Here is a 26,060-nt window from a genome sequence, read left to right on the forward strand (position 1 = left end):
TCCCGTTGTTCATCGCTTGCCGCCGCAAGATGTCGCGCCTGTCACAATTGCGTCTAGAGGTCTGATATGGGAGACCTCATTGCATTTGTAAGTGGAGAATCGCCGATGAACGGCCAGAAAAGCATTATCGTGACGGGCTGCTCCTCCGGCATCGGCGCCTATTGCGCCCGCACCCTCAAGCAGGAGGGCTGGCGGGTGTTCGCCACGGTTCGCAAGCCCGAAGACCTGAAGCCGCTTGAAGACGACGGGCTGGAAGCCCTCCTGATGGATTATCGTGATGAGGCCAGTATCGCGACCCTTGCCGAAACCGTGCTGTCGCGCACCGGCGGCAGGCTCGATGCTCTCTTCAACAACGGCGCCTATGGCCAGGCAGGCGCGGTGGAAGATCTGCCGACGGCGGCGCTGCGCGAACAGTTCGAGACCAACTTGTTCGGCTGGCATGACCTGACACGGCGGATTGTGCCCGTGATGCGGGCGCAAGGGTCGGGCCGGATCGTGCAATGCTCCTCCATTCTCGGCCTCATCCCCTATCGCTGGCGCGGCGCCTATACCGCGTCGAAGTTTGCACTTGAAGGCCTGTCTCTGACCCTGCGCATGGAACTGGAGGGCAGCGGCGTCATGGTCAGCCTGATCGAACCAGGACCGATCGAAAGCCGGTTTACCGCCAATGCGCTGGCAGCCATCCGCCGCAATATCGATGTCGAGCATTCCGTGCATGCTGAGGACTACAAGCGGCAACTGGCCCGCCTTGAGGGCACAGGCCCAAAGAACCGCAACAAGCTTGGACCGGATGCCGTGTATAAAGTGCTGCAACACGCCTTGACCGCGAAGCGTCCGCGGCCACATTATCTCGTCACGAAACCGGCGAAACAGGGCGTTGCGCTCAAGCGGCTGATGCCATCCGATCTCTTCTATCGGCTGATGCGGGCACTGGATTGATCGGAACGGCAGTTACAAGGCCAGCCATAAGGCCCGTCACTAGGGAAGTCAGCAGCGCACCATGTCCACATTCACCACCATTCTGGCCATCATCGTCATGGGCCTCGTCGCGCTGGTTCTGGTGCGCGGCCTCTTCAACATGATGAAGGGCGGCGACGCAAACCGCTCAAACAAGCTGATGCAGATGCGCGTGCTGCTGCAGGCGATCGCCGTCGTGCTGATTATGCTCACCCTGTGGATCACCGGCGGCGGCCGTTAGAGCGTTTTCTAGAGTTTGGCAGGGGAAAAGTGGAACCCGGTTTTCCCGAGAAGACAAATGAACACACGAGAACCTAGAGTCTGCCAGTAAAAATGGCGTCCGGTTCTATTGTGGCAAAACTGGTTCCATATCCCTGACGTATAGCTCTCGCATCCTCTTTTCCCACGACTGATGGTTTCATGGTAAAGCTCAATAAAATCTATACCCGTACCGGCGACGACGGCACGACGGCCCTGGTCTGCGGCCCGCGCCGCTTCAAGCACGACCTGCGCGTCGATGCCTATGGCACGATCGACGAAGCCAATAGCGCCATCGGCATCGCCCGGCTCTACACCGCAGACGACAGCACCTTGGACGGCATGCTGTTTCGCATCCAGAACGACCTTTTCGATCTCGGCGCCGACCTGGCGACACCAGACACCGGCGAGACCCTGGAATGGGAGCCGCTGCGTGTCGTGCAGAGCCAGGTGGACCGGATCGAGCAGGAAATCGACACGCTCAATGCCCATCTGGAACCGCTGAAGTCCTTCGTGCTGCCGGGTGGAACGCCAGCTGCGGCAAACCTGCATCTTGCCCGGACCATCGCCCGGCGCGCTGAGCGGATCATCGTCGACCTGATGCAGATCCCGGGCGAAGCAGTTTCCGCACCGGCGCTAAAATATGTCAATCGTCTGTCTGATTTCCTGTTTGTCGCGGCCCGCTTTGCCAATGACGTTGGCAAGGCTGACGTGCTCTGGGTACCCGGCAAGAATCGCTAGAGCCCGGTTTAACTGGCTGCAACAAGGGTCGAGCGGCGATCTTCCGGACCTCCGGCCGCACTGATGATGTCGCTTGCAGGCATCTGTGAATAAGCGGATAATTGACGTGAACGTAAAAGTTATATATTTCTTCGCCGTCGCCTCAAAGCGTGGAGGAGAGGCGAATGGCTGAACGAGCGCGTTGTAATTGAGGAAAAAATGCGTATCGATGTCGCCATTCGACCATCGCCATCGGGCGAAATGCCGCAGTCTGAAACAAATCGGTCAGAGCGCCGGTCTCTTTTGTTGAAGAGCAGCGCGAACCGGAAAATCTATTAAGCGATTGCAGCCTCGCGGCGAGCCCGCGCGATGTGGCGATCAGGACCGAAGCAAGGAAGGACCCCATGAAGATTCTCGTGCCCGTCAAGCGCGTCGTTGACTATAACGTCAAGATCCGCGTCAAGCCTGATGGTTCCGGCGTCGAGCTTGCCAATGTGAAGATGTCGATGAATCCTTTCGACGAAATCTCCGTTGAAGAAGCGCTGCGCCTGAAGGAAGCCGGCAAGGCCGAAGAAGTCGTGGTCGTCTCCATCGGCCCGGCCAAGGCCGAGGAAACCCTGCGCACCGCGCTTGCCATGGGCGCAGATCGCGCCATCCTGGTCGAGACCGACGATGCCGTAGAGCCGCTGGCTGTCGCCAAGATCTTGAAGGGCGTGGTTGAAGCTGAAGCGCCGGGTCTCGTCATCGTCGGCAAACAGGCGATCGATGACGACAGCAACCAGACCGGCCAGATGCTGTCAGCCCTGCTCGGCTGGGCCCAGGCTACCTTCGCCTCCAAGCTGGAAATCGGCGACGGCACCGCCAATGTGACCCGCGAAGTCGATGGCGGTTTGCAGACCATCGCCGTCAAGCTGCCGGCCGTTGTCACCACCGATCTGCGCCTCAACGAGCCGCGCTATGCCTCGTTGCCGAACATCATGAAGGCCAAGAAAAAGCCACTCGACAAGAAGACGCCCGCCGATTTCGGCGTGGACACGGCACCGCGCCTGAAGGTGCTGAAGACCGAGGAGCCCGGCGGCCGCAAGGCTGGCATCAAGGTCAAGACGGTCGCCGAGCTTGTCGACAAGCTCAAGAACGAAGCCGGCGTGCTTTGATTTCGGATTGGGAGATATAGTAAAATGGCCATTCTTCTTCTGGCAGATCACGACAACGCAACCGTCTCCGAACAGACTGCCAAGGCCCTGACGGCCGCAAGCCAAATTGGCTCGGACATCCATGTTCTGGTCGCTGGCACCGATGCCAAGCCCGCTGCCGAGGCGGCCGCCAAGTTTGCCGGCGTCTCCAAGGTGCTGCTGGCTGAAAGCGCCGAGCTTGCCCACCAACTGGCTGAGCCGCTGGCCGCTCTGATCGTCTCGCTGGCGCCCGCCTATGACACGATCCTGACCGCCGCCACGTCGGTCGGCAAGAATGTCGCGCCGCGCGTTGCCGCCCTGCTCGATGTCGCTCAGGTCTCGGAAATCGTCGAAGTCGTCTCTGCCGACACGTTCAAGCGGCCGATCTATGCCGGCAATGCCATCCAGACCGTGCAAGCCACCGACGCCAAGAAAGTGATCACCGTGCGCACGGCGTCCTTTGCAGCAGCGCAGGCCACTGGCTCCGCCCCGGTTGAAAGCATTTCCGCTGCGGCCGATCCTGCTCTGTCGAGCTTCGTGTCCGACGCGCTGTCTGCTTCGGAGCGTCCGGAACTGACCTCGGCAAAGATCATCGTCTCCGGTGGCCGCGCACTCGGCTCCTCCGATAAGTTCAAGGAAGTCATCCTGCCGCTCGCTGACAAGCTCGGGGCTGCCGTCGGTGCTTCACGCGCTGCCGTCGATGCCGGCTATGCGCCGAACGATTGGCAGGTTGGCCAGACCGGCAAGGTAGTTGCTCCACAGCTCTACATCGCCTGTGGCATTTCCGGCGCCATTCAGCATCTGGCCGGCATGAAGGATTCCAAGGTGATCGTCGCCATCAACAAGGATGAGGAAGCCCCGATCTTCCAGGTGGCCGATTATGGCTTGGTCGGCGACCTCTTCGAACTGTTGCCAGAACTCGAAAAGGCGCTCTAGAGTCTGTCAGGTTCAGATTGAACCATACGGCCTCTCGATTCTTTTGTTTTCGTTTGTCTTGTCGGGAAAACGGGTTCCGCTTTTCCCTGACAAACTCTAGGCTTCACTGGCTATTACGTCTCATGAAAAAGGCCGCAGCGATGCGGCCTTTTTCATATTCAGCGATTTTCTGTCTCACAGACAGCCCTGCCCGGCTTAAGCCGAGCGCCCCTGTCGGTAATCAAAACTCTTCCCAGTTGTTGCCACCACTGGGAGCCGATTGGCCGCCACCATTAAGGCCGGCCGACAGCTTGCCCATCAGCGCGCGTGCCGGCGATGCGGTTGCACGATTGGTCGAGGGATCGGCTTGCTTGATGGTCGGGCGCGCAGGTGCCGCACCCGGGCGTGGCGCTGCCGAACGGTGTGCGGAAGGGTTCGGAACGATCTCGCCATCCATGACACGGAACTGGGCGACAAGGTTCGAGAGTGCTTCGGCATCGCTGGTCAGGCGCGACATGTCGGAATTGGTCCGGTCAGCCATCTGCGAATTCTGCTGGGTAACCTCTTCCATCTGCCGGATTGCTGTCGAAATTTCCCGCACGCTTTCCGACTGCTCGCCAACGGCTGTGGCAATGTAGGAGATTTCCTCGTTAATATGCACGACCTGCCCGGCAATATCACCCAAGGCTTCGCCGGTATTGCGCACCAGGCCGACGCCGGTTTTGACCGCCTCACCGGATTTACTGATCAGCTCCTTGATTTCCTTGGCAGCCCCCGCCGAACGCTGGGCCAGTTCGCGCACTTCCTGCGCAACGACCGCAAAGCCCTTGCCCGCTTCGCCCGCACGGGCTGCCTCAACGCCGGCATTCAGCGCCAACAGGTTGGTCTGGAAAGCGATCTCGTCGATAACGTTGATGATCTGCGAAATGGCTTGGGAAGCTTCTTCGATCCGGCCCATGGCGCCAATCGCCGAGCCGACGATGGTGCCGGAGCGCTCCGTCGACGTCTTCGCATCGGCTACCATCCGCCTAGCGTTTTCGGCGCGATCGGTCGCTGTGCGGATCGCGTCCATAATCTGGTTGATGACAGCGGACGTCTGCTCGATAGCGGCTGCCTGCTGCTCGGACCGGCGCGACAGATCGTGTGTTGCCGCTACCATTCCGCTCGCCGTGCCGTTGATCGAACCTGTGCTGCCCGAGAGCTGGCGAATGGTCGAAGCAAGGCGGCGGATCGAATCGTTGAAGTCGGTCCTGAGCCGATCGAGACCTTCCATGAAGGGCGTCTCGATGGTCGTGGTCAGGTCGCCCGCGGCCAGGCGCTGCAGACCGGCGCCGAGAATGTTGACCGCCTGCTGCAGCCGCGCGGTTTCCTCATTGCGGGCTGCCTCGCGAGCAAGTCGTTCGGCTTCCGAGGTCTTGCGGTCACTTTCGGCCGCCGATTGCAGCCTGCTCTTCTCGATGGCCGCATCGCGGAAAACAGCAACCGAACGTACCATGTCGCCGATTTCGTCAGCGCGATTTTCACCAGCAAGCACGATGCCGGTGTCGCCATCGGCCAGCCGCTTCATGCTGTCGACCAGCTGGTTGATCGGGTTGGTCAGCGAACGGGAAAACAGGACAGCGCCGGTAATGGCAAGCGCCAAAAGAACGGCTGCAATCAGCAGGACCATGTTGCGCAATTGCGCGACATTGGCCAATGCCTCCTTCTCGCTCATCAGCGCCGTAACCGCCCAGTTATGACCGGCAAAGCTCAGCGGAATGGCGGCGGCATAGCTAACCATATCACGGTAGCCGTCGATCTGACCGCTGGCCTTGCTGCCTTTCAATACTTCCGTCAGGATCGGCGCTTCCACCTTGCGTACCAGCGAATCCTTATCGCCGGTCAAGACGGAATCATTGACCATCATATTGTTTGAATCAACCAGGATCGTTTCGCCAGTGTCGCCCAGCCCCGTCCGATTGGAGAACATCGCCGTCAGGCGGTCGGAGGGAATGGCCACCACAAGAACGCCCATCTTGATGTCGCCCATGAAGAGCGGCGTCGACAGCAAGGCAACCGTCTGGCCCGACGAACCGTAGCGGGTAAAATCGGAAAGCGCGTAGAGCTGGCGATCGTCACTCTTGGCCACCTGGTTGAAGGCCTGGGCAAGCGGGCCATCCTTCAGCGCTGGATCGGCAACATTGGCACCGTATTCGTCGCTCTTCTGTACCGAATAGACGATATTGCCCTTCGGATCGATCAGGAAGACATCGGCGTAGCCATATTGCTGCAGCGCCATGCGCAGCAGCGGGTGGAATTTGGCATGGTTGCTGTCATAGGTGTCGATGCGCGCTGTTTCCATCTGCGCGCGCTGACCAGCCGGATTAGGATTCTTTGTGATATACCGGTCGACCAACGCCTCGCGCGGCTTTTCGCCAAGATAACGCCAGTCGGCCTTGAACTTGTAGAGCGCTTCACCCGTGGTGGAAACGCTGGAAAAAGCGCGCAGATTGGTGATGAGATTCTCTAAATAGAGCTGGGCCTCGTTGCGGCGTCCGTCGGCAGTCGCCTCCAGCTTCTGCATCACTTCCTTTTTCACCAGGGTGGAGCTCTGCATCAGCGTGGCCCAACTGGCTGCCCCGATCGAAAGAATCGTAATCAGACAGACAAATAACGGCAACTTACGCGCTATGCGCATGCGACATCTCCCCTGGTACCATTCATGGACAGCACGCCCCAACAGGACACAGCCACTTTGCCGAAACTTTAGTCGTGGCTGCTTAAAATAACCCTAAAGCTCCGGGGTATATGCCAAAACGGTAATCGAAAGACCGCGGTCTGGTGACGGAATCCGGCGCCTGGCAGAGATCGGGACTGGAAAACCGCGAGGCATCGCTTTATCACTGCTGGGCAGGCCACCGGGGAAGTAGCACCGTAACCGCACCGGCGACACGCCGGTGGGAGCCGGGCGGCTTTAGAGGCGGACGCTGCGCAGCGCCGAGGCAGGGATGGAAGACGCAATGACCGTGAATGTTCAGATCAAAAATGTTGGAATCGTCGGTGCGGGCCAGATGGGCTGCGGCATTGCCTATGTCTCCGCCCTCGCAGGCTACGATGTCACGCTCTACGACCTGGCCAAGGATCGAATCGATGCGGGCCTTGCGACGATCAATGGCAACATGGCTCGTCAGGTCGCCAATGGTAAGATGGAAGACAGCGAGCGCAAGGCGGCGTTGGCGCGCATTTCAGGCGTCAGCGACGTTCAGGATCTGGCCCAGGTGGACCTGGTGATCGAAGCTGCGACCGAGGACGAAACCGTCAAGCGCAAGATTTTCAGTCAGATCTGCCCCGTGCTGAAGCCGGAAGCACTCCTGGCAACCAATACCTCGTCCTTATCGATCACGAGACTAGCAGCCTCGACGGACCGCCCGGAACATTTCATGGGCATTCATTTCATGAATCCGGTACCCGTGATGAAGCTTGTGGAACTGGTGCGCGGCATAGCCACCGATGAAGTCACCTTCGAGACGGCCAAGACCTTCGTCCGTTCGCTGGACAAGACGATTACTGTCGCCGAAGATTTCCCCGCCTTCATCGTCAACCGCATTCTGCTGCCGATGATCAACGAGGCCATCTACACGCTCTACGAAGGCGTCGGCTCGGTCGAGGCCATCGATACCGCGATGAAGCTCGGTGCCAACCATCCGATGGGGCCGCTACAACTCGCCGATTTCATCGGCCTCGATACCTGCCTGTCGATCATGCAGGTCTTGCACGACGGCCTGGCTGACAGCAAATATCGCCCCTGCCCGCTGCTGGTCAAATATGTCGAGGCTGGCTGGCTCGGCCGCAAATCCGGCCGAGGCTTCTACGACTACCGCGGCGAAGTACCGGTCCCAACGCGGTAATTTCAGCCCCTTCCGGTTAGCTCAAAGGTATCATCACCGCCCGCTGATAAGCGGGCCGGCCCTTGAGCCGACCGTACCAGGCCTCGAGATTGGGTAGATCCGGCCGCTCGATCGGCATTTCGAACCAGGCATAAACAAAGCAGCCGAGCGGAATATCGCCGATGCCGAAATTCTCTCCCGACAGATAGGGCTTGGCGACAAGCGCCGCATCCGCCATCGCCAACAGCTTGCCCACGGCTTGGCGGGCCGCCTCGATCTTGGCCATATCGCGCTGGTCTTCCGGTGTGCGCACCAGACCCCAGAACAGGTCGCGGAAGGAACCCGCCACTGACGATGTCGTCCAATCCATCCACTTCTCCGCCTGAGCACGGGCAACGGGATCGGGAAGTTCGAAATCTGCACCGCCATAGCAGTTTGCGAGATAGCGGACGATGGCATTGGATTCCCACAGGACCGCTTCGCCGTCTTCAAGAACAGGCACAAGGCCATTGGGATTGAGATCGCGAAAAGTGGGATCGTTGACGATGCCATAGGCCCCGCCGGCGTCGATCCGCTGGTAAGGGATGTCAAGCTCCTCGACCATCCAGAGGACTTTTTTGACATTGTTGGAATTGGCACGGCCCCAGAGTTTCAGCATGAACGTCACCTTCAGAGTTGGCAGCGGAAGAATGGAAATAGAGCATTTCCAGAAGAAGTTCGTCGCGGTTTTGCGCCCGGAAATGGTCTAGAGAGCAACGAGTTTGTCGATCAGCGCCTTGGCATCCGGGCTATCCCAAGCAGCCGGGCCGTTCATCGAGCCTATCAAGCAACCCTCGCCATCGAGCAACAGGGTGACCGGCAGGCCGAAAGCCAGGCCCTGCTTTTTCAGAGTGTTGAACACCCCCATTGAACTGTCGCGGTAAAGTGGCAGGTGGTCGATGCCGTTGTCGCCAAGGAACGCTTTGGGCTTTTCGTCGCTGCCGCTATCGATATTGATCGCCACGATGTCGAACCGGTCACCGCCCTTCTCCTGCTGCAACCGGTTCAATGCCGGCATTTCCTCGCGGCAGGGCAGGCACCAGGTCGCCCAGAGATTGACGAGAACAGGCTTGCCCTTGAAGTCGACAAGGCTCTTGTCGGCACCGCCGGCATCCTTGAAGGCAAGATCGGTGATCGGGCGTGGCGGATTGGCCGCAACGATTGCAGCAACCTGGCCTTTGATGAGCGGGTCGAGCGCGCGGATCGTCTTGTCCGCCGCCTCGCAGCCACCCGTTGCCGCAAGCTCGGGACCATTGCCAGACCCGGTCTCCTTCACGTATACCGCAACCGCGCCGGCGATCAGACCGGCAATCGCCGCAATCGCAATCAGCTTGGCGGAAGGAAGGCCCAGCGGTCTTTTTTTCGTCATCGACGTCTCCAGGATCTATTGAGCATGGCCGAGGACACCAAAGACACGACATCCTCCAACCAGATGTGGGGCGGCCGTTTTGCCTCCGGTCCCGCGGCTATCATGGAGGAGATAAACGCCTCCATCGATTTCGACAAGAAGCTGTATGCCCAGGATATCCGCGGCTCGATCGCCCATGCCACCATGCTCGCCCATCAAGGCATTATTTCCAGCGAAGACAAAGACAAGATCGTCACCGGCCTGAACACTATTTTGTCAGAGATCGACGCCGGAACTTTCATGTTCTCGCGCAAACTCGAAGACATTCACATGAATATCGAGGCGCGGCTGGCCGACCTGATCGGTACCGCTGCTGGTCGGCTGCACACCGCCCGCTCGCGCAACGACCAGGTGGCGCTCGACTTCCGCCTCTGGGTCAAGGAAGAGTTGCAGAAAGCCGAGAGCCTGCTGACCGGCCTGATTGCCGCTTTCCTCGACCGGGCGCAAGAACATGCCGACACCGTCATGCCTGGCTTCACCCACCTGCAAACCGCCCAGCCCGTTACCTTCGGCCATCACTGCATGGCCTATGTGGAAATGTTCGGCCGTGACCGCCAGCGGGTGCGCCACGCCATCGAGCACATGGACGAAAGCCCGATCGGCGCTGCGGCGCTTGCTGGCACCGGCTACGCCATCGACCGGCACATGACCGCGAAGGCGCTGGGCTTCCGCGAGCCGACCCGCAATTCCATCGACACCGTATCCGACCGCGATTTCGCGCTGGAATTCCTGTCGATTGCCGCGATATCGGCCACCCATCTGTCGCGGCTCGCCGAAGAGATCGTCATCTGGTCGACACCGCAATTCGGCTTCATCCGCCTCTCGGATGCCTTTTCGACCGGCTCTTCGATCATGCCGCAGAAGAAGAACCCGGATGCCGCCGAACTGGTGCGCGCCAAAACCGGCCGCATCAACGGTTCGCTGATCGCGCTGCTGACGATCATGAAAGGCCTGCCGCTCGCCTATTCCAAGGACATGCAGGAAGACAAGGAACAGGTGTTCGACGCCGCCGAGAGCCTGGAACTGGCGCTTGCCGCCATGACTGGCATGGTCCGCGACATGACCGTGCGCGCCGACCGGATGAAGGCTGCAGCAGGCAGCGGCTTTTCCACTGCAACCGACCTTGCCGACTGGCTGGTGCGCGAGGCCGGACTGCCGTTCCGCGACGCCCATCACGTCACCGGCCGCGCCGTGGCGCTGGCCGAACAGAAGGGCTGCGACCTGGCCGAGCTTTCCTTGGAAGACCTGCAGGCCATCCATTCGGCGATCACCACCGACATCTATTCCGTGCTGACGGTGGAAGCCTCAGTGGCCAGCCGCAAGAGCTATGGCGGCACGGCACCGGACGAAGTGCGCAAGCAGATCGCCTGGTGGCGCAGCCGCAACTGAGAATAGCTGCTATCCGTCTGGAGCATCGGGCAAAAAAGTGGAATCAGGTTTTTCGCCAAGCCGATGCGTCAGAACGAAATCTGGAGCGTCGCGCGGTTATGACCAAACGCCCGACACTCCGGCCAAAAACCGAGGTGCATACTCCCAAGTTTTTGGCTAGATAGATCTGCAACACCATGCTGGACAGGACATTATGACCATCTCCTATCGTAGACTGATGATTTCCGCCGCCCTGCTCGGCGCCGTGAGCGTGGCCACTGCTGGCTGCGGCCGCAAGGGCGATCTGGACAAGCCGAGCACGCCTGTGGCCCAGCAGAACAAAGCGGATGCGCCGACCCAGTCCAAGACGCCGGACAAGAAATTCTTCCTCGATCCGCTGCTCTGACGGCCAGATACCGGTCTTTGTCGGCAAGCCTGACGAGCGGTAAAGGGAAACCAAGCGGTGGCGCGACAGGAGTCCGCCGCATCACTTGATGGGTCGATATCGCTGTTTGCGCGCAAAAATCCGCCTCTTTTCCCGGCAACCCCTCGTCTTCGCCACAAACAATGCTATCCTTAGCGCATGAGATGCAACGCCACGTTCCTTTGCGACCGCATGAGGCCTGCGCCACCCGCTCGCATGCCTGACGGCAGGCGGGGCAATGGCAGGCAACCGGAGACCGCATCATGACCGCTTCCGGTCCGCAGGAACACAGCCCTTTGAACGGCGACCGCAAGCTGGCCCGTAGGCTTGCAGTCAACCGTTTTACGGCGAAACTGGTGCTTTTTTCAGAGCGCCTGCTGCCATGCCTGGTGCTGCCAGCCTCACTTGCTGCAGTTTTCCTGTCTTTTGCTTGGCTCGGCTTCTTCCGCGAAATCCCTGACATTCTTCGCTGGGCGCTTGTCTTGCTCTTGGCCTTCGGTTTTCTGGCGTCGCTGCTGCCCTTCGGGCGCCTGCGCTGGCCGCAGGTGCCCGAAGCTGACCGGCTGCTGGAAGAGCGCAATCGTCTCGCCCATCAACCGATCGGCATCCAGACCGAACAGCCCGCCTTCGACACGCCCATTGCCCGCGCGCTCTGGCAGGAGCATCAGCGCCGCATGGCCGCGCGCATCGCTACGCTCGATCCCGGTCCACCAAAGCCCGATATCGCCGCGTTCGATAGCCATGGCCTCAGAGCCCTGCCGGCTCTGATGCTGGTCATCGCCTTTGCCTATTCCGGTTCAAACGGCGCAGGCCGTCTTTCCGATGCCTTCCTGCTGCAGGGCTCTCAGGACCAGGCGCCGTCACTGCGCGTCGATGCCTGGATCACGCCGCCCGCCTATACCGGCAAACCACCGGTCTTTCTCACCAGCCGCAACGGCGAAGCAAGCCAGGCGATCAGCGTTCCCGCGCAATCGGTGGTCACGGTGCGGCTGACAGGCAGCACAGACAATGAAAAGACCAGTTTCAGGCCTGCCTCCGGCGGCCTAGCCGTTGCCCTCCAGCAGGCCAAGGCAGAACCGCAAGGTCCCGCTCCGGGTACACCAGCGACAGCAGAGCCTCCGAAGGCACCGGCACCCGACGTGCCCACCGACCAACGCACCGATGCCCGCAGCCTGACGCTTGCGCTGTCGGAAAGCGGCACGCTGGATCTTGGTGGACGGCAATGGCCGGTAAAGGTAATTCCGGATCATGCCCCGACCATCGCTTTCGACGGCGTTCCGAAACGGGCCGTCAACGGTGCGCTCGAAATCGGCTTTACCGCCAAAGATGATTACGGCGTGACCGAAGCGCATGCCGAAATTGTGCCGGTCGAGGCCGCCACTGATGCCAAGCCGCTCTACCCCCTACCGGAATTCAAGCTCGATCTGCCTAGCCGCAATACCCGTGACATTAAGAGCCTGGCGAGCCGCAACCTGACCGAACATCCGCTGACCGGCAAAAAGGTGCGCATCACCCTGGTCGCTCGCGATGGGCTTGGCCAGGAAGGACGGAGTGCGCCGCATGAGATGGTCCTGCCGACCCATAATTTCTCGCAACCGCTTGCCGCAGCCGTTGCCGAGCAGCGTCAAATCTTTGCGCTCGACATGCGGCAGATGCCCCGCGCCATCGCCTTCAACGAGGCCCTGACGTTGCGCGCTGACGAGACCATTCCGCAGCTCAGCCATTACCTGGCGATTTCCTCGGCCCATGCCCGCATGCAACTAGCATCGACGCCGGACGCGATGAAGGACACGGCTGATTATCTTTGGGAAATCGCGCTTGGCATCGACGACGGCGATTTGTCGCTGGCGGAAAAGAAGCTGTCGGACGCCCAGCAGAAACTGTCGGATGCGCTCGCCCGAAATGCGCCGGATGCCGAGGTCAAGAAGCTAATGGATGATGTCCGCCAGGCGATGCAGGAGTATATGAAGGCGCTGGCCGAACGGCAGCAGCCGCAAAACGGCCAGCAGAACCAGCAAAGCGCCCAGAAAGTTCTGACCCAGCGCGATCTGGAAAACATGATGAACCAGATCGAAAACCTGGCACGATCAGGCAACAAGGATGCCGCCCGCCAGATGCTGCAGGACATGCAGCGGATGATGAACAATCTGCAGGCTGGCCGCCCACAGCGGTCCAATCCGCAGCAACAGCAGGAAACCAGCGAGGCGCGCAAGCAGATCGACAAGCTGGGCCAGATCATGCAGGACCAGCAGAAGCTGATGGATAAGACCTTCGGGCTGAACCAGGCGCTGCAGAACCGTATGCAGATGGACGACGAACTGCAGCCGCAGGACGACGACGGCATGATGCAACAGGACCCGCAGGCTGGTCCGTCTCCGGATGAAGACCAGGACAATCCAGGAAAAAAGCAGGGCCGCAACCAGGCTGAGCAGAAGAAGGGCGAAGGCGACCAGAACCTACCACCAGATCAGATGACGACCGATCAGTTGAAGCAAGCCCTGAAGCAATTGCGCCAGCAGCAGGATGCGCTGGGCAAGCAGTTGAAGGGTGTGCAGGACGGCCTTGGCAAGCTCGGCATCAAGCCCGGCGACAATTTCGGACAGGCTGGCCGGGAAATGCAGGGCGCCGGCGAAGCGCTCGGCAAGAGCGAAGGCGACCGCGCCGTGGAGGGCCAGGGCCGTGCGCTGGAAGCACTGCGCCAGGGCGCCCGTGACATGATGAACCAGATGATGCAGGCGATGCAGCGCGGCCAGGGACAAGGCCAGGGTCAGGGCATGGCCGAAGGCAATCAGGCAGGCCGCGACCCACTGGGTCGGCCTCGGTCGACCATGGGTCCGGATTTCGGCGAAAGGGTCAAGATACCTGACGAGATCGATGTTCAGCGCGCCCGCGAAATTCTGGACGCGATCAGAAACAAGCTCGGCAACAACGCGAGCCCTGAGGTAGAGCGCCGCTATCTGGAACGGCTGCTCGATCTGTAAAAAGGGAAGAAATCAGGCGGCCAATGCCAGGGCCACGGCCTTGCGGATATCAGGCAGGGCAAAGGGCTTTGGCACCACGTCCACGATTTTTTCCAGGAGATCGTCGGCGCGTTCCCGTTGCTCGGCATAGCCGGTCATCAGCAGGATCTTCAGGCCTGGAAAGCCGGAATGGGCGCGATGCGCCAGTTCGATCCCGTCCATGACAGGCATGCGGATGTCTGACAGCAGAAGGTCGAACTTGCTAGTGGCCAGCATTTCGAGCCCCTCAGCACCATCGGCAGCCTCATGGGTTTCATGTCCGTCGAGCCGCAACGCCCGGGCAACGAAGGAGCGCAGCGCATCTTCGTCTTCGGTAATCAGTATCTTGGCCATATCCGAATTCCCATCTTTTATCCCGCTGCATAGGCACCCGACCGGACAGGCCGGAAGCCCGCATCATGCAGCTGTTTTCGCAAGACCGATTACGCAGCCACATCTGCGCCCGTCATGCGCCGCCCTCTCGAATCAGTCAGGATCGGCAACGCTCTTGCATGTAACGCAAATCATCAGCTTTTCCTTTGCGAGAGGTAAACAGGCCACGACTTACACGCGGGGATGGTTAACAATTTCTACCGCTTAGACAGCCTCATGTCCTGCCGCGATACAAAAATATCCCCGCACCGGACTCGGCACGGGGATATATCAAACCAATGATATTATTGGATATTCAGGCGATCATGCCGCGTCGCCGGTGACCACGCCGACGAAAGGAAGCTCGCGAAAGGCATGGGCGACGTCCATGCCGTAGCCGACGACGAAATAGTCGGGACATTCGAAACCCACATAATCGGCTTCAAGCGCTTCCTGCCGCTTCACTTTCTTATCGAGCAACACGGCAATGGTCACATTGGCTGCACCACGCTGATACATGAGGTCGCGAGCAAACAGCAGGGTGCGCCCCGATTCCAGGATATCGTCGATCAGCAGAACGTTTCGGCCAGTCACGTCGCTATCGATGTCCTTGATGATCTTCACGCCCTGGGAAACAGTGCCGGTGCCGTAGCTGGACAGGGTGATGAATTCCACCTCAGGCGCGATGCCGACATGATGCAGCGACCGAATCAGGTCGGCGGCGAAAATGAAGGAGCCCTTCAGGATCGAGATGACGAGAAGATCCTCGGAGGGACCGTCAACAATCGCCTTGGCGAGTTCGATATTCCGTGCCGCGATCTGTTCAGCGGTGAACAGCGGCTCGATGTTTTTTCCGCGAACGACAGGCATAAGGTTCTCCAGGAGTTGGCATTGCCCGTCATAGGCAGCGGACACGTCATCCCTCGCCGATAGCATAATCAGCCCTGTGGGACACCCTCGGTCGCAAAGGAAAGCTTGAGTTCCGGCTTTTTTCCACCGGGATGGCGCAGTTTTGCGACGACGCCACGGCTTTGCCCGCTGCCGATCTCCTCGGCCGGCGGGGCAATCAGGGTCGATGCGGCCAACCTGCCGTCGAGATAGAGATCAGCCCTGATGTCCGGTAGCCTCTGCACGGCAGCGGCTCGGTTTTCGACGATGGCATTGACCAAGAGAACCGGCATGCCATCAGCCATCTGCGGCGTCAGGCTGACATGAGAAATGTCGAGCGCCCTGCCCATCGGTGCCGGCTGGTTACTCCCGAACAGGCAGAAGCCACCGGCAGCAAGAAACACGACCAGGACGACGGCGGCGACCAGCGAGGTAAAGGAGCGCTCAGACAAGGTGCCTAGCCGGGTTTCAAGCTGCGCCAGTTGCTGGTAGGCGCCCTCAACTGCCGACGGCCAGAACTGGTTAGGCTTGCTGCTTGGCCTGCGGTTTAGCTCGTCCTGGATACGGCTGCGCAGTGCGCCGACCGGATCGTTCACCGTAACGAATTTGGCATCGCTGACGTCGTTGGCCAGGGGAAAGCCGGCGCGCGGCAGGGGCCGATAAGCTCGCTCGGGCGGCAGAAGATCGACATCGAACTCGACGTCGTGACGCCGGAAACGGAATGCGTTCATGGAACCCTCGCCAGTGCAACTTCGGTGGGTGCCGAGCACCCAACCATCAGTTTGCCTTCAACAGATGGACGCCCGACCCGCAAGCTTCGCACAATCAAGATGCGATAGTCTCACGCGGGGCATTGAAACCAATCCTTCCAAACCGTAAATTCGAATGGTTAATGATTTGTAAAAAATCACCGGCTGACCGCCGGCCCAACGTGGCGTTTACCAAATGGTAACCGGAACCGTTAAGAACTGAGCATTCGTCAACGGGCTCAAGAGCGGGTTTATCCATTGATCCACTTCGAAAATGTCGGGCTGCGCTATGGGATGGGACCCGAGATCCTCCGCGACCTGACCTTCGACATCCCGAAGCGCTCCTTCCAGTTCCTGACCGGACCGTCAGGAGCCGGGAAGACCACGCTTCTGCGCCTGCTGTTCATGTCGTTAAAGCCGACACGCGGGCTCATCCGCAGCTTCGGCCGCGATATCACCCAGATTCCACGCGATGAACTGCCCTTGCTGCGACGCCGAGTCGGCATCGTGTTCCAGGATTTTCAGTTGCTCGACCATCTCACCACCTACGAAAATGTGGCCCTGCCGCTGCGGGTGCGCGGCAAGGATGAGTCGACCTATAAACAAGACGTGCTAGAACTGCTGAAATGGGTCGGCCTTGGCGAGCGCATCAATGTGCTGCCGCCGATCCTGTCGGGCGGCGAAAAGCAGCGTGTCGCCATTGCCCGCGCCTTGATCGACCGGCCGGAACTGCTGCTGGCGGACGAACCGACCGGCAATGTCGATCCGCCGATGGCGCGCCGCCTGCTCAGCCTGTTTCTGGAGTTGAACCGACTGGGCACCGCCGTGGTCATCGCCACCCATGATCTGGCACTGATGGACCAGCTCGATGCCCGCCGGATGATTCTGACCGAAGGGCGGCTCGACATTTATGAATGATCGCAAGCCGCCACCGCCGCAGGGAAGCCAGCCGCCGCCAGCCAGCGCGCAGCCGGCCAAGCCGCCGCAGGCGAAACCCACACAGGACCGGTTGCGTCCGCAAAAGCGGGTGGAAATGCAGGTTCGTCCGACGGGCGCCATCCTGCCGCCCTCGAATATTCAGGGCAACGCCCTGATGGTGGTGATTGCCATCATGGCTTTTCTCGCCTGCCTGACGCTGGGCGCCGTCTCAATGATCAGGGCGACGGCCTCTAGCTGGCAAAGCCAGATTTCGCGAGAAATCACCATCCAGATCAAGCCTGATGACAACGTCAACATGGACGAGGCGCTGACCAAGGCTAAGGACCTCGCACTGACCTTCGTCGGCACCAAGACCGGGCAGGTCGTCGATGAAGCCGCCACCGCCCGCCTGCTCGAGCCATGGTTGGGCAGCGGCCTCGATATTCATGAATTGCCGGTGCCGCGGCTGGTGATCATCACCATCGACGAGAACAACCCGCCCGATTTCGCAGCGATGCGCGACCTTCTGACCTCCCAGATCCCGCAGGCCTCGCTGGACGATCACCGCACCTGGGTGGACAGGTTGGTTTCCATGGCCCGCACCACTGTCATGATTGGCTTTGGCCTGCTGATCCTGGTCTTTACCGCCATGGTGCTGACAGTAATCTTTGCCACTCGCGGCGCCCTGTCCGGTAACAGACACATCATCGAGGTGCTGCACTTCGTCGGGGCCGAAAGCATTTTCGTCGCCCGCGAATTCCAGAAACACTTTCTGAAGATCAGCCTCAAAGGCTCGACAGCCGGCGGGCTGGCGGCCGCAGGCCTGTTTGCGCTCGCCAGCATCTGGCAGAGCAACACGCTAGCCACGCCGCAGACCGACCAAGCGACAGCCATGTTCGGACGGTTTGAAATCGGCTTTACCGGCTATCTCGGTATTTTCGCCACGATGATCATTATTGCTCTTTTGACCACCGTGACGGCCCGGTTGACTGTCATGCGCGCCATTTACGAAATCGACCAGATTAGATCGGATCCCAGCCGCAGCGGCGGACTGCCGCCCGAATGAGTTCGACACACACCCTCGCGCTGAATGGCTTGAACCATTCGGCGCGAAGATATTCATGCATGAGCAACGACGATGCGCCAGCCAGACCCTGATCGAGATCAAGGGACCAGAGACAGCGGCCAGCCGGACGCGCGCTTGGGCACGCGTAACGGACGGCTGTTTCACCGATCCGGTCCGCTGCGCCGCCTGCTGCGTTATGGCGGCTACGGAATGCTGCTTGTCATTGCCTGCCTGGTCGCTGGCTTCCTGCATTTTGCCGATACCGTCACCGCCATGATGCCGCCGGATGATCCTAAGGCTGATGCCATCGTTGTCCTGACCGGCGGCTATCAGCGCATCGACCAGGCGGTCGACCTGCTTCGCAAGGGGTCCGGCAAGCGCCTGTTGATTTCGGGTGTTCATCCCTCGACGACATCGTCCGCCATTCGCAAGATGACCCAGGGCTCATCAGACCTATTCGCCTGCTGCGTCGACATGGGCTACCGCGCCATCGACACAATAGGCAATGCCAACGAGACAGCGCAATGGATTCACGACAAGGGCTTCTCCTCGGTACTGGTCGTCACCAGCAATTACCACATGCAGCGCAGCCTGATGGAACTGAGGCGCACCGATAAACAGACAGAGTTCATTCCATATCCTGTCGTTACCGCCGATCTGCGCACCAAGGCCTGGTATGCCGATCCGAACGCACTACGCACACTGCTGTTTGAATATGCCAAGATCCTGATCGCCTATGGTCGCGACCTGATCGGCTACGACAACTGGCAGGGGTTGCGCACGCCAGGCATTGCCCCGCCGCAATCGTCGTGATTCGGGCAGCAAAGCGCCCAAAGCTAGCCGAAAACGCCGTGGCGCAGCATCTTCCGCTTGCTAGAAATTTCGTATAGGCAGGGGCCATCTTTCGGCGGAATATCATTCATGCTTGCTCTGCGGTCGCATCTTTTCAACATTCTGTTTTACGCCAACCTGATCATCTGGATGGTCGTTCTGGCGCCCATCTATTTCATCCTGCCGCGCAAGATTGCCTATAACGTCCCCAAGAGCTGGGCTCGCTTCAACCACTGGCTGATGAAGACGGTGGTCGGCACCCATTTCGAAATCGAAGGGCTCGAAAATATTCCGGCGAGCGGCTACATCCTGGCGCCCAAGCATCAATCCTTCTGGGATACCTATGCGCTGCTGCCCTGGCTTGATGACCCGGTCTACATCCTGAAGCGCGAGTTGATGTGGATTCCGCTGTTCGGCTGGTATGCGGCCAAGCAGAAGATGATTCCCGTGAATCGCGGCGGCCGGGGAAAGGAAATGGTCAAGGTGATGCAGCGTACTGCAATCGAGATGGAAAACGGCCGCCAGCTCATCATCTATCCAGAAGGCACAAGACGCCCGCCGGGCGCCGACCCTGAATACAAATATGGCATTGCACGTCTCTACCGCGACTTGAAAGTGCCTGTCGTGCCTGTCGCCATGCATGCTGGCCTGTTTTGGCCCCGCCGCAGCATGATGCGCTATCCCGGCCACTACAAGATCCGCATTCTACCGCCGATCCAGCCGGGCCTGACGCCCGACGCGTTTTTCGAGCGCCTGACCCAGGAACTGGAAAAGGCAAGTGATGCCCTGCTTCTGGAGGCCGCCCGCGACAATCCGGACCTGCCTTTGCCGCCCACGGCCCGCAACCGCGTCGACACCCTGCTGGGCAAGCAGTAAAGGGCCTATCAGCTCGTCGCTGATCATATCTGACGTAGTTCCAGCCCCTTGACCACGTGTTCCAGCCAATGGTCCCGGATTCCCATGCTGCGCAGGTGCTCGGCAGTATTCGTCACATAGGCGCGATTGTCGCCCGATTGCCCCTTGGCTCCTGCGACGACCTCGACGGCTTCCTCAACGGTAATTGCCCCTGCATATTGGCGATGGCTGCGGTCGACGACGTAGCCGGTGGCAGAGACCTGCCGGCCATCGGCCAACCTCAGCGCAAGCCGCCTTTCCAGGTAAACCATCGTCACCAATTCACGAGCGCGCAGATAAGCCAGCGTTTCAGGCCAACTGCCCTCAGCCACACGAAACGCAACGCCGTGACAGGAACCACCCCGATCCAGCCCGAGCACCAGTCCAGGGGCCTCTTCTGTGCCGCGATGTACGAAGGATCGAACGCAGAGCGACCGGCGGAAGCCGTGAGCGATGGCGCTCTGTCTTTCCTCGTGGACAAAACCCGGGTTCCACATCAAAGATCCGTAGCCGAAGACCCAAAATTCGTCCATATCGCCCGCCATAACCGAACTCCTGCTGTCTCACTCTCAGTTTATTGTCCGGAAGACGTGAAATTATCCAGCGAAAATGAATTTCTTGAAGCAGATAATGCAGCGATTCCAGATGCGAACAAGGGACATGAAATGTCATACATAGTCTCTGCATAAGGTATTGGAACGCAAAGCCTCGGATCGTCATTGTGCATGGCAGATGCTATGACGAACGAACACACTGGCAGTCGATTGGAGAAACGCATGGCCTTGTCCAGCCGGACGAAAGCACCTGACGAGAAATTGGGGAGCAAGAAATCGCGGCTTGTGAAGGTTGTCATCATCCTGATCCTGCTGGCACTGGTTTATTCCGCCGGCTGGTTTGCTGCCGCCAACTATGCGACGACCAAGCTCGAACACGCCTTCGATGGCGACAATCCCCTCGCCTCGGCGCTAGACTGCCCGGGCATGCGGATGAGCGGTTTCCCGCTGCATATCGGCCTCAACTGCAACAAGGTGCCGATCAACGACCGCCGCAACGGCATTACCGGTTCGTTCGGTGCGTTTCGCTCGACGGCCGAAATCTTCCGCCCGGGCAAGATCAAGTGGGAAATCGATGGCCCGGCGATCCTGCAGACATCGACGGGCCTTGCCGGTTCCTTCCAATGGGAAAGCCTGCGGTCGAGTCTGTCGCTCGGCATGAACGGCATTGATTCGTCTGCCACGACAGTTCACACATTGCAGGCCAATCTGACCGACGCAGTCTCCGGCCGAGTGCTTCGGATCGACGCTGCTGACGGCCGAGGAAGGCTGCAGCGTGATGGCGAGGATCTCGTCGGCACCGCTCGTTTTTCCGGCATGAATTTCGGCCAGGACGACCGCAACCCGAATCTGCCTGCAATGGCCGCCCAAATTGACCTCAAGCTACTTGGCCAAGCCGGTGCGCTTGAAATCGATCATCCAGAACCGATCAAGTTGCGCGGGTTGAGCGGCGAGATCCGCGACCTCCAAATCGACATGGGCCAAGGCCGCACGATCAAGGCGACCGGACCGATCTCAATCGACAATTCGACGGGTCTTGCGTCGGGCACATTGAAACTGGAGATTAGCAAGGTCGACGCATGGCGTGATCTTGTCATCGCAGCGTATCCAGACACCCGTGACATCGCCAAGCTGGCAGCAAAAGGTTTGAAAGCTGCCTTCCTAGGCCAGAATTCCGGCCAGGTGACCTTGCAGATCACCAATGGCGTCGTCGTTCTCGGCTTCATCCCGCTCGGCAATATCCCGCCGATCTAACCGCAGACGGGATGGTTACATCTGCATCAGACGCCGAATTTCACGTATTAGGCTTGTCGTCCAGCGCGTGGCGCCCGAAATCAGGCGCATCGACATCCTGCCCCGCATCGACGATCGAGCGGCGCACGGTGCGGGTACGGCTGAAAAGTTCGAACAGTTTGTCGCCCTCGCCCCAGCGGATCGCTCTCTGCAGATAAGCGAGATCCTCCGAAAAACGAGCCAGCATTTCCAGGATAGCGTCCTTGTTATGCAGGCAGACGTCGCGCCACATGGTCGGATCGGACGCCGCCAGTCGCGTAAAGTCGCGGAAACCCGAGGCCGAATACTTGATCACTTCCGATTCCGTCACCGCTTCCAGATCGTCTGCCGTGCCGACGATATTATAGGCGATGATATGCGGAAGATGCGAAACGATCGCCAGCACCTTGTCATGATGCTGCGGGTCCATCTCGTCGACCCGCGAACCCAGCGCCTCCCAGAAACTCTTTAGCCGGGAAATTGCTTGCGGGTCAGTGCCTTCGAGCGGCGTGAAAATGCACCAGCGCCCCTTGAACAGCCCCTTGAAACCCGCATCCGGTCCTGACTTTTCCGTACCTGCCAGAGGGTGCCCAGGAATGAAATGCACATGCTCGGGCATATGCGGCGCCATCTGCGCGATAACCGAGGCCTTGGTCGAGCCGACATCGGTAATAATGGCACCCGGCTTCAGATGCGGTGCGATCTGCTGGGCAACACTTTCCGATGCACCGACCGGCACCGAGACGATCACCAGATCCGCACCGTCAGCAGCCTCTGCAGCCGACACCGTATAGCGGTCGCCAAGCTGCAGTTCCTCGGCGCGCTGCAAGGTCTGCGGCGAGCGGGTGGAAATCACGATGTCGCCGGCAAGGCCAAGCGCGCGAATGTCGCGAGCGATAGACGAGCCGATCAGACCGATGCCGATAAGCGCGACTTTTTCGAACATGACGGCAGACATTACGACCTGCCCATAAATTCGGTAAGGGCAGCAATGACGCCGAGATTGGCTTCGGGCGTTCCGATCGACAGGCGCAGCGCGTTGGCAAAACCATAGCCCTTGACCGCCCGCAAGATGTAGCCACGGCTGGTCAGGAATTCATCGGCCTCAGGCGCGCGCTTGCCGTCGACATCTGGGAAATGGATGAGCAGAAAGTTGGTGACCGAAGGCGTCACCTTCAGCCCGAGGCCTTCGAACGCCACGGTCAACCGCTCCAGCCATTCCAGATTGAACGCCACGGCCTGATCCGCAAAATCGCGATCGGTGATGGCGGCTGCGCCAGCGGCAATCGCCGGTGCGTTCATGTTGAATGGACCACGCACCCGGTGCAACGCATCGAGAATATCGGCAGGACCATACATCCAGCCGATCCGAAGCGCCGCCAGACCATGGATCTTCGAGAAGGTGCGGGTCATTACGACGTTGCGGTTTTCAGAGACAATCTCAAGGCCCGCCTCGTAATCGTTTCGCCGGACATATTCCGCATAGGCCGCATCGAGGACGAGCAACACATGCTTCGGCAGGCCGGCAACCAGCCGACGGATATCGGCGCCGGGCACATAGGTACCTGTGGGATTGCCGGGATTGGCGATGAACACCATCCGGGTCTTGTCGGTCACGGCAGCAAGGATCGCGTCTACATCGACATGGCAATCCTGCTCCTTGACGGTGACAGGCGTCGCACCGGCCGCCATGATCTGGATACGGTAAACCAGAAAACCGTGCTCGGTGATAACGGCCTCGTCGCCAGCGCCGAGATAGACGTGGCAGAGCAAGCCAAGCAATTCGTCCGAACCATTGCCGCAGATGATATTGGCAGCGTTGAGCCCATGGGCAGCGGCAATCGCTTCCCGCAGCTTCACCGCCTGGCCATCGGGATAGAGCTCGAGATTTGCGGCCGATGCCTTGAAGGCCTCAATCGCCTTCGGGCTCGGGCCGAGCGGCGTCTCGTTCGATGACAGCTTGAACACTTTCGCCACGCCAGGCGCATGTTCCTTGCCGGGCACATAGGCGGCGATATCAAGGATGCCGGGACGCGGAACGGGCTGGTTCATGGTGCTGCTCATCGAAGGAATGTCCTGATAAAGTCTCGGGCTGACAACTATCTTCCACCTAGCCCGGACGGTTCATTTTGTCGAGGGCGGCAACAGCCCCTGGCGGGTGGTCGGCACGCCCTGTGGGCTTAAAACCGGCGCAAACACACGGCGCGAGGCGCGCACGGCAACAGGCAGCCCCTGATAGAGCCGTTTCTGCGCTTCCACCACGATGACGCCGGCAAAGACCGGAGAGAGCATCCGCCCGAAGCGCTCGAAGGCGCCATGCATCTTCAGCACGGTCCTGATCTTTGATGGCGGGAAGAACAGCGCTTCGGTGCTCGCACCGGGTGTAAAATTGGTCTCGCGCAGCAGCGCCGTCAGCTGCCCACGCGAATAGGGCCGACCGGAGCCGAACGGCGTATGCTCCATTCGCGCCCAGACGCCGCGACGATTGGGAACAACCATCACCAGCCGCCCACCCGGGGCCAGCACGCGCCAGATTTCCTTGAGCGTCTCACGCGGATTTTCGGCAAATTCCAGCGAATGCACCATCAGCACACGGTCGACGCAGCTATCGGGCAGCGGCAATTCCTCGTCGAAAACAAGCGCCGTCGCCGAGCGCTCCCCCGGCGGCCAGTTCACGGCCCCCTGGCCGGCTGGCATAAAGGCGAAGGTCCGCTCGGTATCAGCCCTAAACCGGTCCAGATAGGGGATTGAATAGCCCAGCCCCACAAGCCGCTCTTCCGGCAGCCGCGCCCAAAGCGAAGACAGCGCCATGCTGATCGACTGCTCGGCAGCGTGGCCGAGCATGGTGTGATAAAACTGACGGAGATCGACTATATCCACATGCATGGCAAGATTGTTAACATCAGGCGGTTGGACATCAAGGGTCTTGGCGCTAGATTCTCCGAAAGCCATCCTGCAAGCGCTGGTGTTGCCGCGCTGTTTTCTTCGCAAATCCAGAGGTCCAGACCGATGAAGAGCCCGGATATCGAAATTTTTCAATGCCGCACCGACAATTACGGCGTGCTGGTTCATTGCCCTGAAACAGGCCTGACTGCATCGATCGATGCGCCCGAGGAAGGGCCGATTGTCGCCGCCGCCGAACGGCGCGGCTGGACGATCAGTCATATCTTCACCACCCATCACCACAATGACCATGTCGAGGCCAATCTGGCGCTGAAGCAGCGTTATGGCTGCGAGATCATCGGCCCGCGCAACGAGGCAGTCGCCATTCCAGGCCTTGATCGCTCCGTCAGCGACGGCGACGAATTTCTGTTCGGTCCGCATCGGGTGCAGGTGATCGAAACCCCCGGGCACACTGCCGGCCATGTCTGCTTCCACTTCCCGGATGCAAAGCTACTCTTTGCCGCGGACACGCTGTTTGCGCTCGGTTGCGGGCGGCTGTTCGAGCGCTCGGCCACAGACATGTGGCATTCACTGCAGAAATTGGCTGTGCTGGCCGACGAAACAGCCATCTATTTTGGCCACGAGTACACGCTGGCCAACGCCCGATTTGCCCTGACAATCGATCCGGACAATGAGCGGCTTCAGGCGAGAGCCCGCGACATCGAGGCAATGCGGGCCGAGGACCGCTTCACCATTCCCACCACGATGTATCTCGAAAAGGAAACCAACCCCTTCCTGCGGGTCGCTGATCCGAAGATCCGGCGCGGCCTGCTGATGGAAAGCAAAAGCAACGAAGAGGTCTTTGCCGAAATCCGCAAGCGCAAGGATAACTTCTAAATGCCATCAGCCGAAGAGATCATTGCCGCCCTCGCCATGCAGCCGCATCCCGAAGGCGGCTGGTATACGGAAACCTTCCGCGATGCCAAAGGCGGTCCGCGCGGCCATTCCACCGCCATTTATTATCTGCTTGAAGCAGGCCAGCGCTCGCATTGGCACCGGGTCAAGGATGCGGCTGAGATCTGGCATTACTATGCCGGCGCACCGCTGGCGCTGTACCGCTCCGACGATGGCAAGACTGTCGAGACGCTTGTTCTCGGTACGGATCTGGGGCGCGGAGAGCGACCCCAGGCCGTGATACCGGCGCTGGCCTGGCAGGCGGCGGAAAGCCTTGGCGACTATACCCTGGTAGGCTGCACCGTTTCACCCGGCTTTGTCTTCGACAGTTTCGAAATGGCCCCGCCCGGCTGGGAACCCGGCACCGATCCGGCCTAATACGAAGAGTCATTGAAAATGACTCTTCGTATTCCATTTTCGAATATCTCAAGCCTTTGATACATTTGAGATATTCGAAATTCTTCAAAGGCGAGGATGCGTCAGCATCTTCGAGCCTTGGTATAAGAAAGTTCATCATTTCAGGCCTCTGTCAGCATGACCGTCTCTGTTGCAC

26 protein-coding genes are annotated in these 26,060 nt (G+C 59.8%); 16 read left to right on the plus strand and 10 right to left on the minus strand.

Annotated features, from left to right (window positions below):
- The first annotated feature begins 105 nt into the window (after positions 1-105).
- The 5 genes from BJF91_RS17075 to BJF91_RS17095 all read left to right on the plus strand — a co-directional run bounded on the left by BJF91_RS17075 (position 106) and on the right by BJF91_RS17095 (position 4,043).
- Positions 106-939, plus strand: a complete 834-nt coding sequence (locus BJF91_RS17075; protein ID WP_075615755.1) for an SDR family oxidoreductase — start codon at positions 106-108, stop codon at positions 937-939.
- A 61-nt stretch (positions 940-1,000) separates the two neighbouring features.
- Positions 1,001-1,198, plus strand: a complete 198-nt coding sequence (locus tag BJF91_RS17080; RefSeq protein WP_075615756.1) for a twin transmembrane helix small protein — start codon at positions 1,001-1,003, stop codon at positions 1,196-1,198.
- Between the two features lie 179 nt (positions 1,199-1,377).
- The gene (locus BJF91_RS17085; protein WP_075615757.1) at positions 1,378-1,956 is read left to right on the plus strand and encodes a cob(I)yrinic acid a,c-diamide adenosyltransferase; all 579 of its coding nucleotides are present in this window, start codon (positions 1,378-1,380) and stop codon (positions 1,954-1,956) included.
- A 383-nt stretch (positions 1,957-2,339) separates the two neighbouring features.
- On the plus strand, positions 2,340-3,089 hold the full coding sequence (locus tag BJF91_RS17090) for an electron transfer flavoprotein subunit beta/FixA family protein (RefSeq protein ID WP_075615758.1): 750 nt from the start codon (positions 2,340-2,342) through the stop codon (positions 3,087-3,089).
- A gap of 24 nt (positions 3,090-3,113) precedes the next feature.
- Entirely contained in the window at positions 3,114-4,043 is a 930-nt protein-coding gene (locus BJF91_RS17095) for an electron transfer flavoprotein subunit alpha/FixB family protein (RefSeq protein WP_075615759.1), read from the plus strand.
- A gap of 220 nt (positions 4,044-4,263) precedes the next feature.
- On the opposite strand, the gene BJF91_RS17100 is transcribed toward BJF91_RS17095, so the two are convergent.
- Positions 4,264-6,618 (minus strand): methyl-accepting chemotaxis protein, encoded by a 2,355-nt coding sequence (locus BJF91_RS17100; RefSeq protein WP_162843881.1) that lies wholly within the window; start codon positions 6,616-6,618, stop codon positions 4,264-4,266.
- 403 nt (positions 6,619-7,021) lie between these two features.
- Here BJF91_RS17100 and BJF91_RS17105 point away from each other — a divergent pair, with 403 nt between their 5' ends.
- Entirely contained in the window at positions 7,022-7,909 is an 888-nt protein-coding gene (locus BJF91_RS17105) for a 3-hydroxybutyryl-CoA dehydrogenase (protein WP_075615761.1), read from the plus strand.
- A 16-nt stretch (positions 7,910-7,925) separates the two neighbouring features.
- Here BJF91_RS17105 and BJF91_RS17110 read toward each other — a convergent pair whose 3' ends face one another.
- Both BJF91_RS17110 and tlpA read right to left on the minus strand, forming a co-directional pair.
- Positions 7,926-8,546, minus strand: a complete 621-nt coding sequence (locus tag BJF91_RS17110; RefSeq protein WP_075615762.1) for a glutathione S-transferase — start codon at positions 8,544-8,546, stop codon at positions 7,926-7,928.
- An 87-nt stretch (positions 8,547-8,633) separates the two neighbouring features.
- On the minus strand, positions 8,634-9,296 hold the full coding sequence (gene tlpA / locus BJF91_RS17115) for a thiol:disulfide interchange protein TlpA (protein WP_075615763.1): 663 nt from the start codon (positions 9,294-9,296) through the stop codon (positions 8,634-8,636).
- A 24-nt stretch (positions 9,297-9,320) separates the two neighbouring features.
- Between tlpA and argH the strand changes: the two genes are divergently transcribed.
- The 3 genes from argH (at position 9,321) to BJF91_RS17130 (ending at position 14,108) form a co-directional block, all read left to right on the plus strand.
- Positions 9,321-10,724: an argininosuccinate lyase gene (argH, locus tag BJF91_RS17120; protein WP_075615764.1), complete on the plus strand. Its 1,404-nt coding sequence runs from the start codon at positions 9,321-9,323 to the stop codon at positions 10,722-10,724.
- Between the two features lie 193 nt (positions 10,725-10,917).
- Entirely contained in the window at positions 10,918-11,109 is a 192-nt protein-coding gene (gene lptM, locus BJF91_RS17125) for an LPS translocon maturation chaperone LptM (protein WP_083943365.1), read from the plus strand.
- Between the two features lie 281 nt (positions 11,110-11,390).
- Positions 11,391-14,108, plus strand: coding sequence for a TIGR02302 family protein (locus BJF91_RS17130; RefSeq protein WP_139310753.1), 2,718 nt, complete (start codon positions 11,391-11,393; stop codon positions 14,106-14,108).
- A gap of 12 nt (positions 14,109-14,120) precedes the next feature.
- Here BJF91_RS17130 and BJF91_RS17135 read toward each other — a convergent pair whose 3' ends face one another.
- The 3 genes from BJF91_RS17135 to BJF91_RS17145 form a co-directional block, all read right to left on the minus strand.
- Complete coding sequence (locus BJF91_RS17135) at positions 14,121-14,480, minus strand: response regulator (RefSeq protein ID WP_075615766.1); 360 nt, start codon at positions 14,478-14,480, stop codon at positions 14,121-14,123.
- A 342-nt stretch (positions 14,481-14,822) separates the two neighbouring features.
- Positions 14,823-15,368, minus strand: coding sequence for a hypoxanthine phosphoribosyltransferase (hpt, locus tag BJF91_RS17140; protein WP_075615767.1), 546 nt, complete (start codon positions 15,366-15,368; stop codon positions 14,823-14,825).
- Between the two features lie 68 nt (positions 15,369-15,436).
- A complete protein-coding gene (locus BJF91_RS17145; RefSeq protein ID WP_075615768.1) occupies positions 15,437-16,117 on the minus strand; it encodes a hypothetical protein in 681 nt (226 codons plus the stop codon).
- A 276-nt stretch (positions 16,118-16,393) separates the two neighbouring features.
- Between BJF91_RS17145 and ftsE the strand changes: the two genes are divergently transcribed.
- From ftsE to BJF91_RS17165, 4 genes are all read left to right on the plus strand, one after another.
- Positions 16,394-17,053 carry a cell division ATP-binding protein FtsE gene (ftsE, locus tag BJF91_RS17150; RefSeq protein ID WP_075615769.1) on the plus strand — a complete coding sequence of 220 codons (660 nt, stop codon included), beginning with the start codon at positions 16,394-16,396 and terminating at the stop codon, positions 17,051-17,053.
- Positions 17,046-18,119: a cell division protein FtsX gene (locus BJF91_RS17155; RefSeq protein ID WP_184412839.1), complete on the plus strand. Its 1,074-nt coding sequence runs from the start codon at positions 17,046-17,048 to the stop codon at positions 18,117-18,119. Before ftsE ends, BJF91_RS17155 begins: the two co-directional genes overlap by 8 nt.
- 72 nt (positions 18,120-18,191) lie before the next feature.
- The gene (locus BJF91_RS17160; protein WP_083943366.1) at positions 18,192-18,932 is read left to right on the plus strand and encodes a YdcF family protein; all 741 of its coding nucleotides are present in this window, start codon (positions 18,192-18,194) and stop codon (positions 18,930-18,932) included.
- Positions 18,933-19,040: 108 nt separating this feature from the next.
- A complete protein-coding gene (locus BJF91_RS17165) occupies positions 19,041-19,826 on the plus strand; it encodes a lysophospholipid acyltransferase family protein (protein ID WP_075615770.1) in 786 nt (261 codons plus the stop codon).
- A 23-nt stretch (positions 19,827-19,849) separates the two neighbouring features.
- Here the strand turns inward: BJF91_RS17165 and BJF91_RS17170 are convergent, their stop codons facing one another.
- The gene (locus BJF91_RS17170) at positions 19,850-20,389 is read right to left on the minus strand and encodes a gamma-glutamylcyclotransferase (RefSeq protein ID WP_083943367.1); all 540 of its coding nucleotides are present in this window, start codon (positions 20,387-20,389) and stop codon (positions 19,850-19,852) included.
- A 231-nt stretch (positions 20,390-20,620) separates the two neighbouring features.
- Between BJF91_RS17170 and BJF91_RS17175 the strand changes: the two genes are divergently transcribed.
- Positions 20,621-21,652, plus strand: a complete 1,032-nt coding sequence (locus BJF91_RS17175) for a DUF2125 domain-containing protein (protein ID WP_075615771.1) — start codon at positions 20,621-20,623, stop codon at positions 21,650-21,652.
- A gap of 40 nt (positions 21,653-21,692) precedes the next feature.
- On the opposite strand, the gene BJF91_RS17180 is transcribed toward BJF91_RS17175, so the two are convergent.
- The 3 genes from BJF91_RS17180 to BJF91_RS17190 are packed head-to-tail and all read right to left on the minus strand — an operon-like array spanning position 21,693 to position 24,556.
- A complete protein-coding gene (locus BJF91_RS17180) occupies positions 21,693-22,628 on the minus strand; it encodes a prephenate/arogenate dehydrogenase family protein (protein ID WP_075615772.1) in 936 nt (311 codons plus the stop codon).
- Complete coding sequence (hisC, locus tag BJF91_RS17185) at positions 22,628-23,734, minus strand: histidinol-phosphate transaminase (protein WP_075615773.1); 1,107 nt, start codon at positions 23,732-23,734, stop codon at positions 22,628-22,630. Before hisC ends, BJF91_RS17180 begins: the two co-directional genes overlap by 1 nt.
- A 60-nt stretch (positions 23,735-23,794) precedes the next feature.
- Positions 23,795-24,556 carry a class I SAM-dependent methyltransferase gene (locus BJF91_RS17190; protein ID WP_075615774.1) on the minus strand — a complete coding sequence of 254 codons (762 nt, stop codon included), beginning with the start codon at positions 24,554-24,556 and terminating at the stop codon, positions 23,795-23,797.
- A 123-nt stretch (positions 24,557-24,679) separates the two neighbouring features.
- Here BJF91_RS17190 and gloB point away from each other — a divergent pair, with 123 nt between their 5' ends.
- Together gloB and BJF91_RS17200 are read left to right on the plus strand one after the other, a co-directional pair.
- Positions 24,680-25,450, plus strand: a complete 771-nt coding sequence (gloB, locus tag BJF91_RS17195) for a hydroxyacylglutathione hydrolase (protein WP_075616065.1) — start codon at positions 24,680-24,682, stop codon at positions 25,448-25,450.
- Positions 25,451-25,885, plus strand: coding sequence for a cupin domain-containing protein (locus tag BJF91_RS17200; protein WP_075615775.1), 435 nt, complete (start codon positions 25,451-25,453; stop codon positions 25,883-25,885).
- The last annotated feature ends 175 nt before the right edge of the window (positions 25,886-26,060 follow it).

The sequence above is a fragment of the Gillisella taibaishanensis genome (assembly GCF_001938985.1).
GTDB classification, from domain to species: domain Bacteria; phylum Pseudomonadota; class Alphaproteobacteria; order Rhizobiales; family Rhizobiaceae; genus Allorhizobium; species Allorhizobium taibaishanense.

Bases quoted from the DNA above. Each gene is read 5' to 3' on its own strand.
- BJF91_RS17100 (WP_162843881.1), bottom strand. From the start codon at position 6,618: ATGCAGAGCTCCACCCTGGTGAAAAAGGAAGTGATGCAGAAGCTGGAG.
- tlpA (WP_075615763.1), bottom strand. From the start codon at position 9,296: ATGACGAAAAAAAGACCGCTGGGCCTTCCTTCCGCCAAGCTGATTGCG.
- BJF91_RS17180 (WP_075615772.1), bottom strand. From the start codon at position 22,628: ATGTCTGCCGTCATGTTCGAAAAAGTCGCGCTTATCGGCATCGGTCTG.
- BJF91_RS17160 (WP_083943366.1), top strand. From the start codon at position 18,192: ATGCGCCAGCCAGACCCTGATCGAGATCAAGGGACCAGAGACAGCGGC.
- BJF91_RS17165 (WP_075615770.1), top strand. From the start codon at position 19,041: ATGCTTGCTCTGCGGTCGCATCTTTTCAACATTCTGTTTTACGCCAAC.
- BJF91_RS17175 (WP_075615771.1), top strand. From the start codon at position 20,621: ATGGCCTTGTCCAGCCGGACGAAAGCACCTGACGAGAAATTGGGGAGC.
- hisC (WP_075615773.1), bottom strand. From the start codon at position 23,734: ATGAGCAGCACCATGAACCAGCCCGTTCCGCGTCCCGGCATCCTTGAT.
- BJF91_RS17135 (WP_075615766.1), bottom strand. From the start codon at position 14,480: ATGGCCAAGATACTGATTACCGAAGACGAAGATGCGCTGCGCTCCTTC.
- BJF91_RS17080 (WP_075615756.1), top strand. From the start codon at position 1,001: ATGTCCACATTCACCACCATTCTGGCCATCATCGTCATGGGCCTCGTC.
- BJF91_RS17095 (WP_075615759.1), top strand. From the start codon at position 3,114: ATGGCCATTCTTCTTCTGGCAGATCACGACAACGCAACCGTCTCCGAA.
- BJF91_RS17145 (WP_075615768.1), bottom strand. From the start codon at position 16,117: ATGAACGCATTCCGTTTCCGGCGTCACGACGTCGAGTTCGATGTCGAT.
- BJF91_RS17130 (WP_139310753.1), top strand. From the start codon at position 11,391: ATGACCGCTTCCGGTCCGCAGGAACACAGCCCTTTGAACGGCGACCGC.
- BJF91_RS17085 (WP_075615757.1), top strand. From the start codon at position 1,378: ATGGTAAAGCTCAATAAAATCTATACCCGTACCGGCGACGACGGCACG.
- BJF91_RS17200 (WP_075615775.1), top strand. From the start codon at position 25,451: ATGCCATCAGCCGAAGAGATCATTGCCGCCCTCGCCATGCAGCCGCAT.
- BJF91_RS17170 (WP_083943367.1), bottom strand. From the start codon at position 20,389: ATGGCGGGCGATATGGACGAATTTTGGGTCTTCGGCTACGGATCTTTG.
- BJF91_RS17190 (WP_075615774.1), bottom strand. From the start codon at position 24,556: ATGCATGTGGATATAGTCGATCTCCGTCAGTTTTATCACACCATGCTC.
- hpt (WP_075615767.1), bottom strand. From the start codon at position 15,368: ATGCCTGTCGTTCGCGGAAAAAACATCGAGCCGCTGTTCACCGCTGAA.
- gloB (WP_075616065.1), top strand. From the start codon at position 24,680: ATGAAGAGCCCGGATATCGAAATTTTTCAATGCCGCACCGACAATTAC.
- BJF91_RS17110 (WP_075615762.1), bottom strand. From the start codon at position 8,546: ATGCTGAAACTCTGGGGCCGTGCCAATTCCAACAATGTCAAAAAAGTC.
- lptM (WP_083943365.1), top strand. From the start codon at position 10,918: ATGACCATCTCCTATCGTAGACTGATGATTTCCGCCGCCCTGCTCGGC.
- BJF91_RS17075 (WP_075615755.1), top strand. From the start codon at position 106: ATGAACGGCCAGAAAAGCATTATCGTGACGGGCTGCTCCTCCGGCATC.
- BJF91_RS17155 (WP_184412839.1), top strand. From the start codon at position 17,046: ATGAATGATCGCAAGCCGCCACCGCCGCAGGGAAGCCAGCCGCCGCCA.
- BJF91_RS17105 (WP_075615761.1), top strand. From the start codon at position 7,022: ATGACCGTGAATGTTCAGATCAAAAATGTTGGAATCGTCGGTGCGGGC.
- BJF91_RS17090 (WP_075615758.1), top strand. From the start codon at position 2,340: ATGAAGATTCTCGTGCCCGTCAAGCGCGTCGTTGACTATAACGTCAAG.
- argH (WP_075615764.1), top strand. From the start codon at position 9,321: ATGGCCGAGGACACCAAAGACACGACATCCTCCAACCAGATGTGGGGC.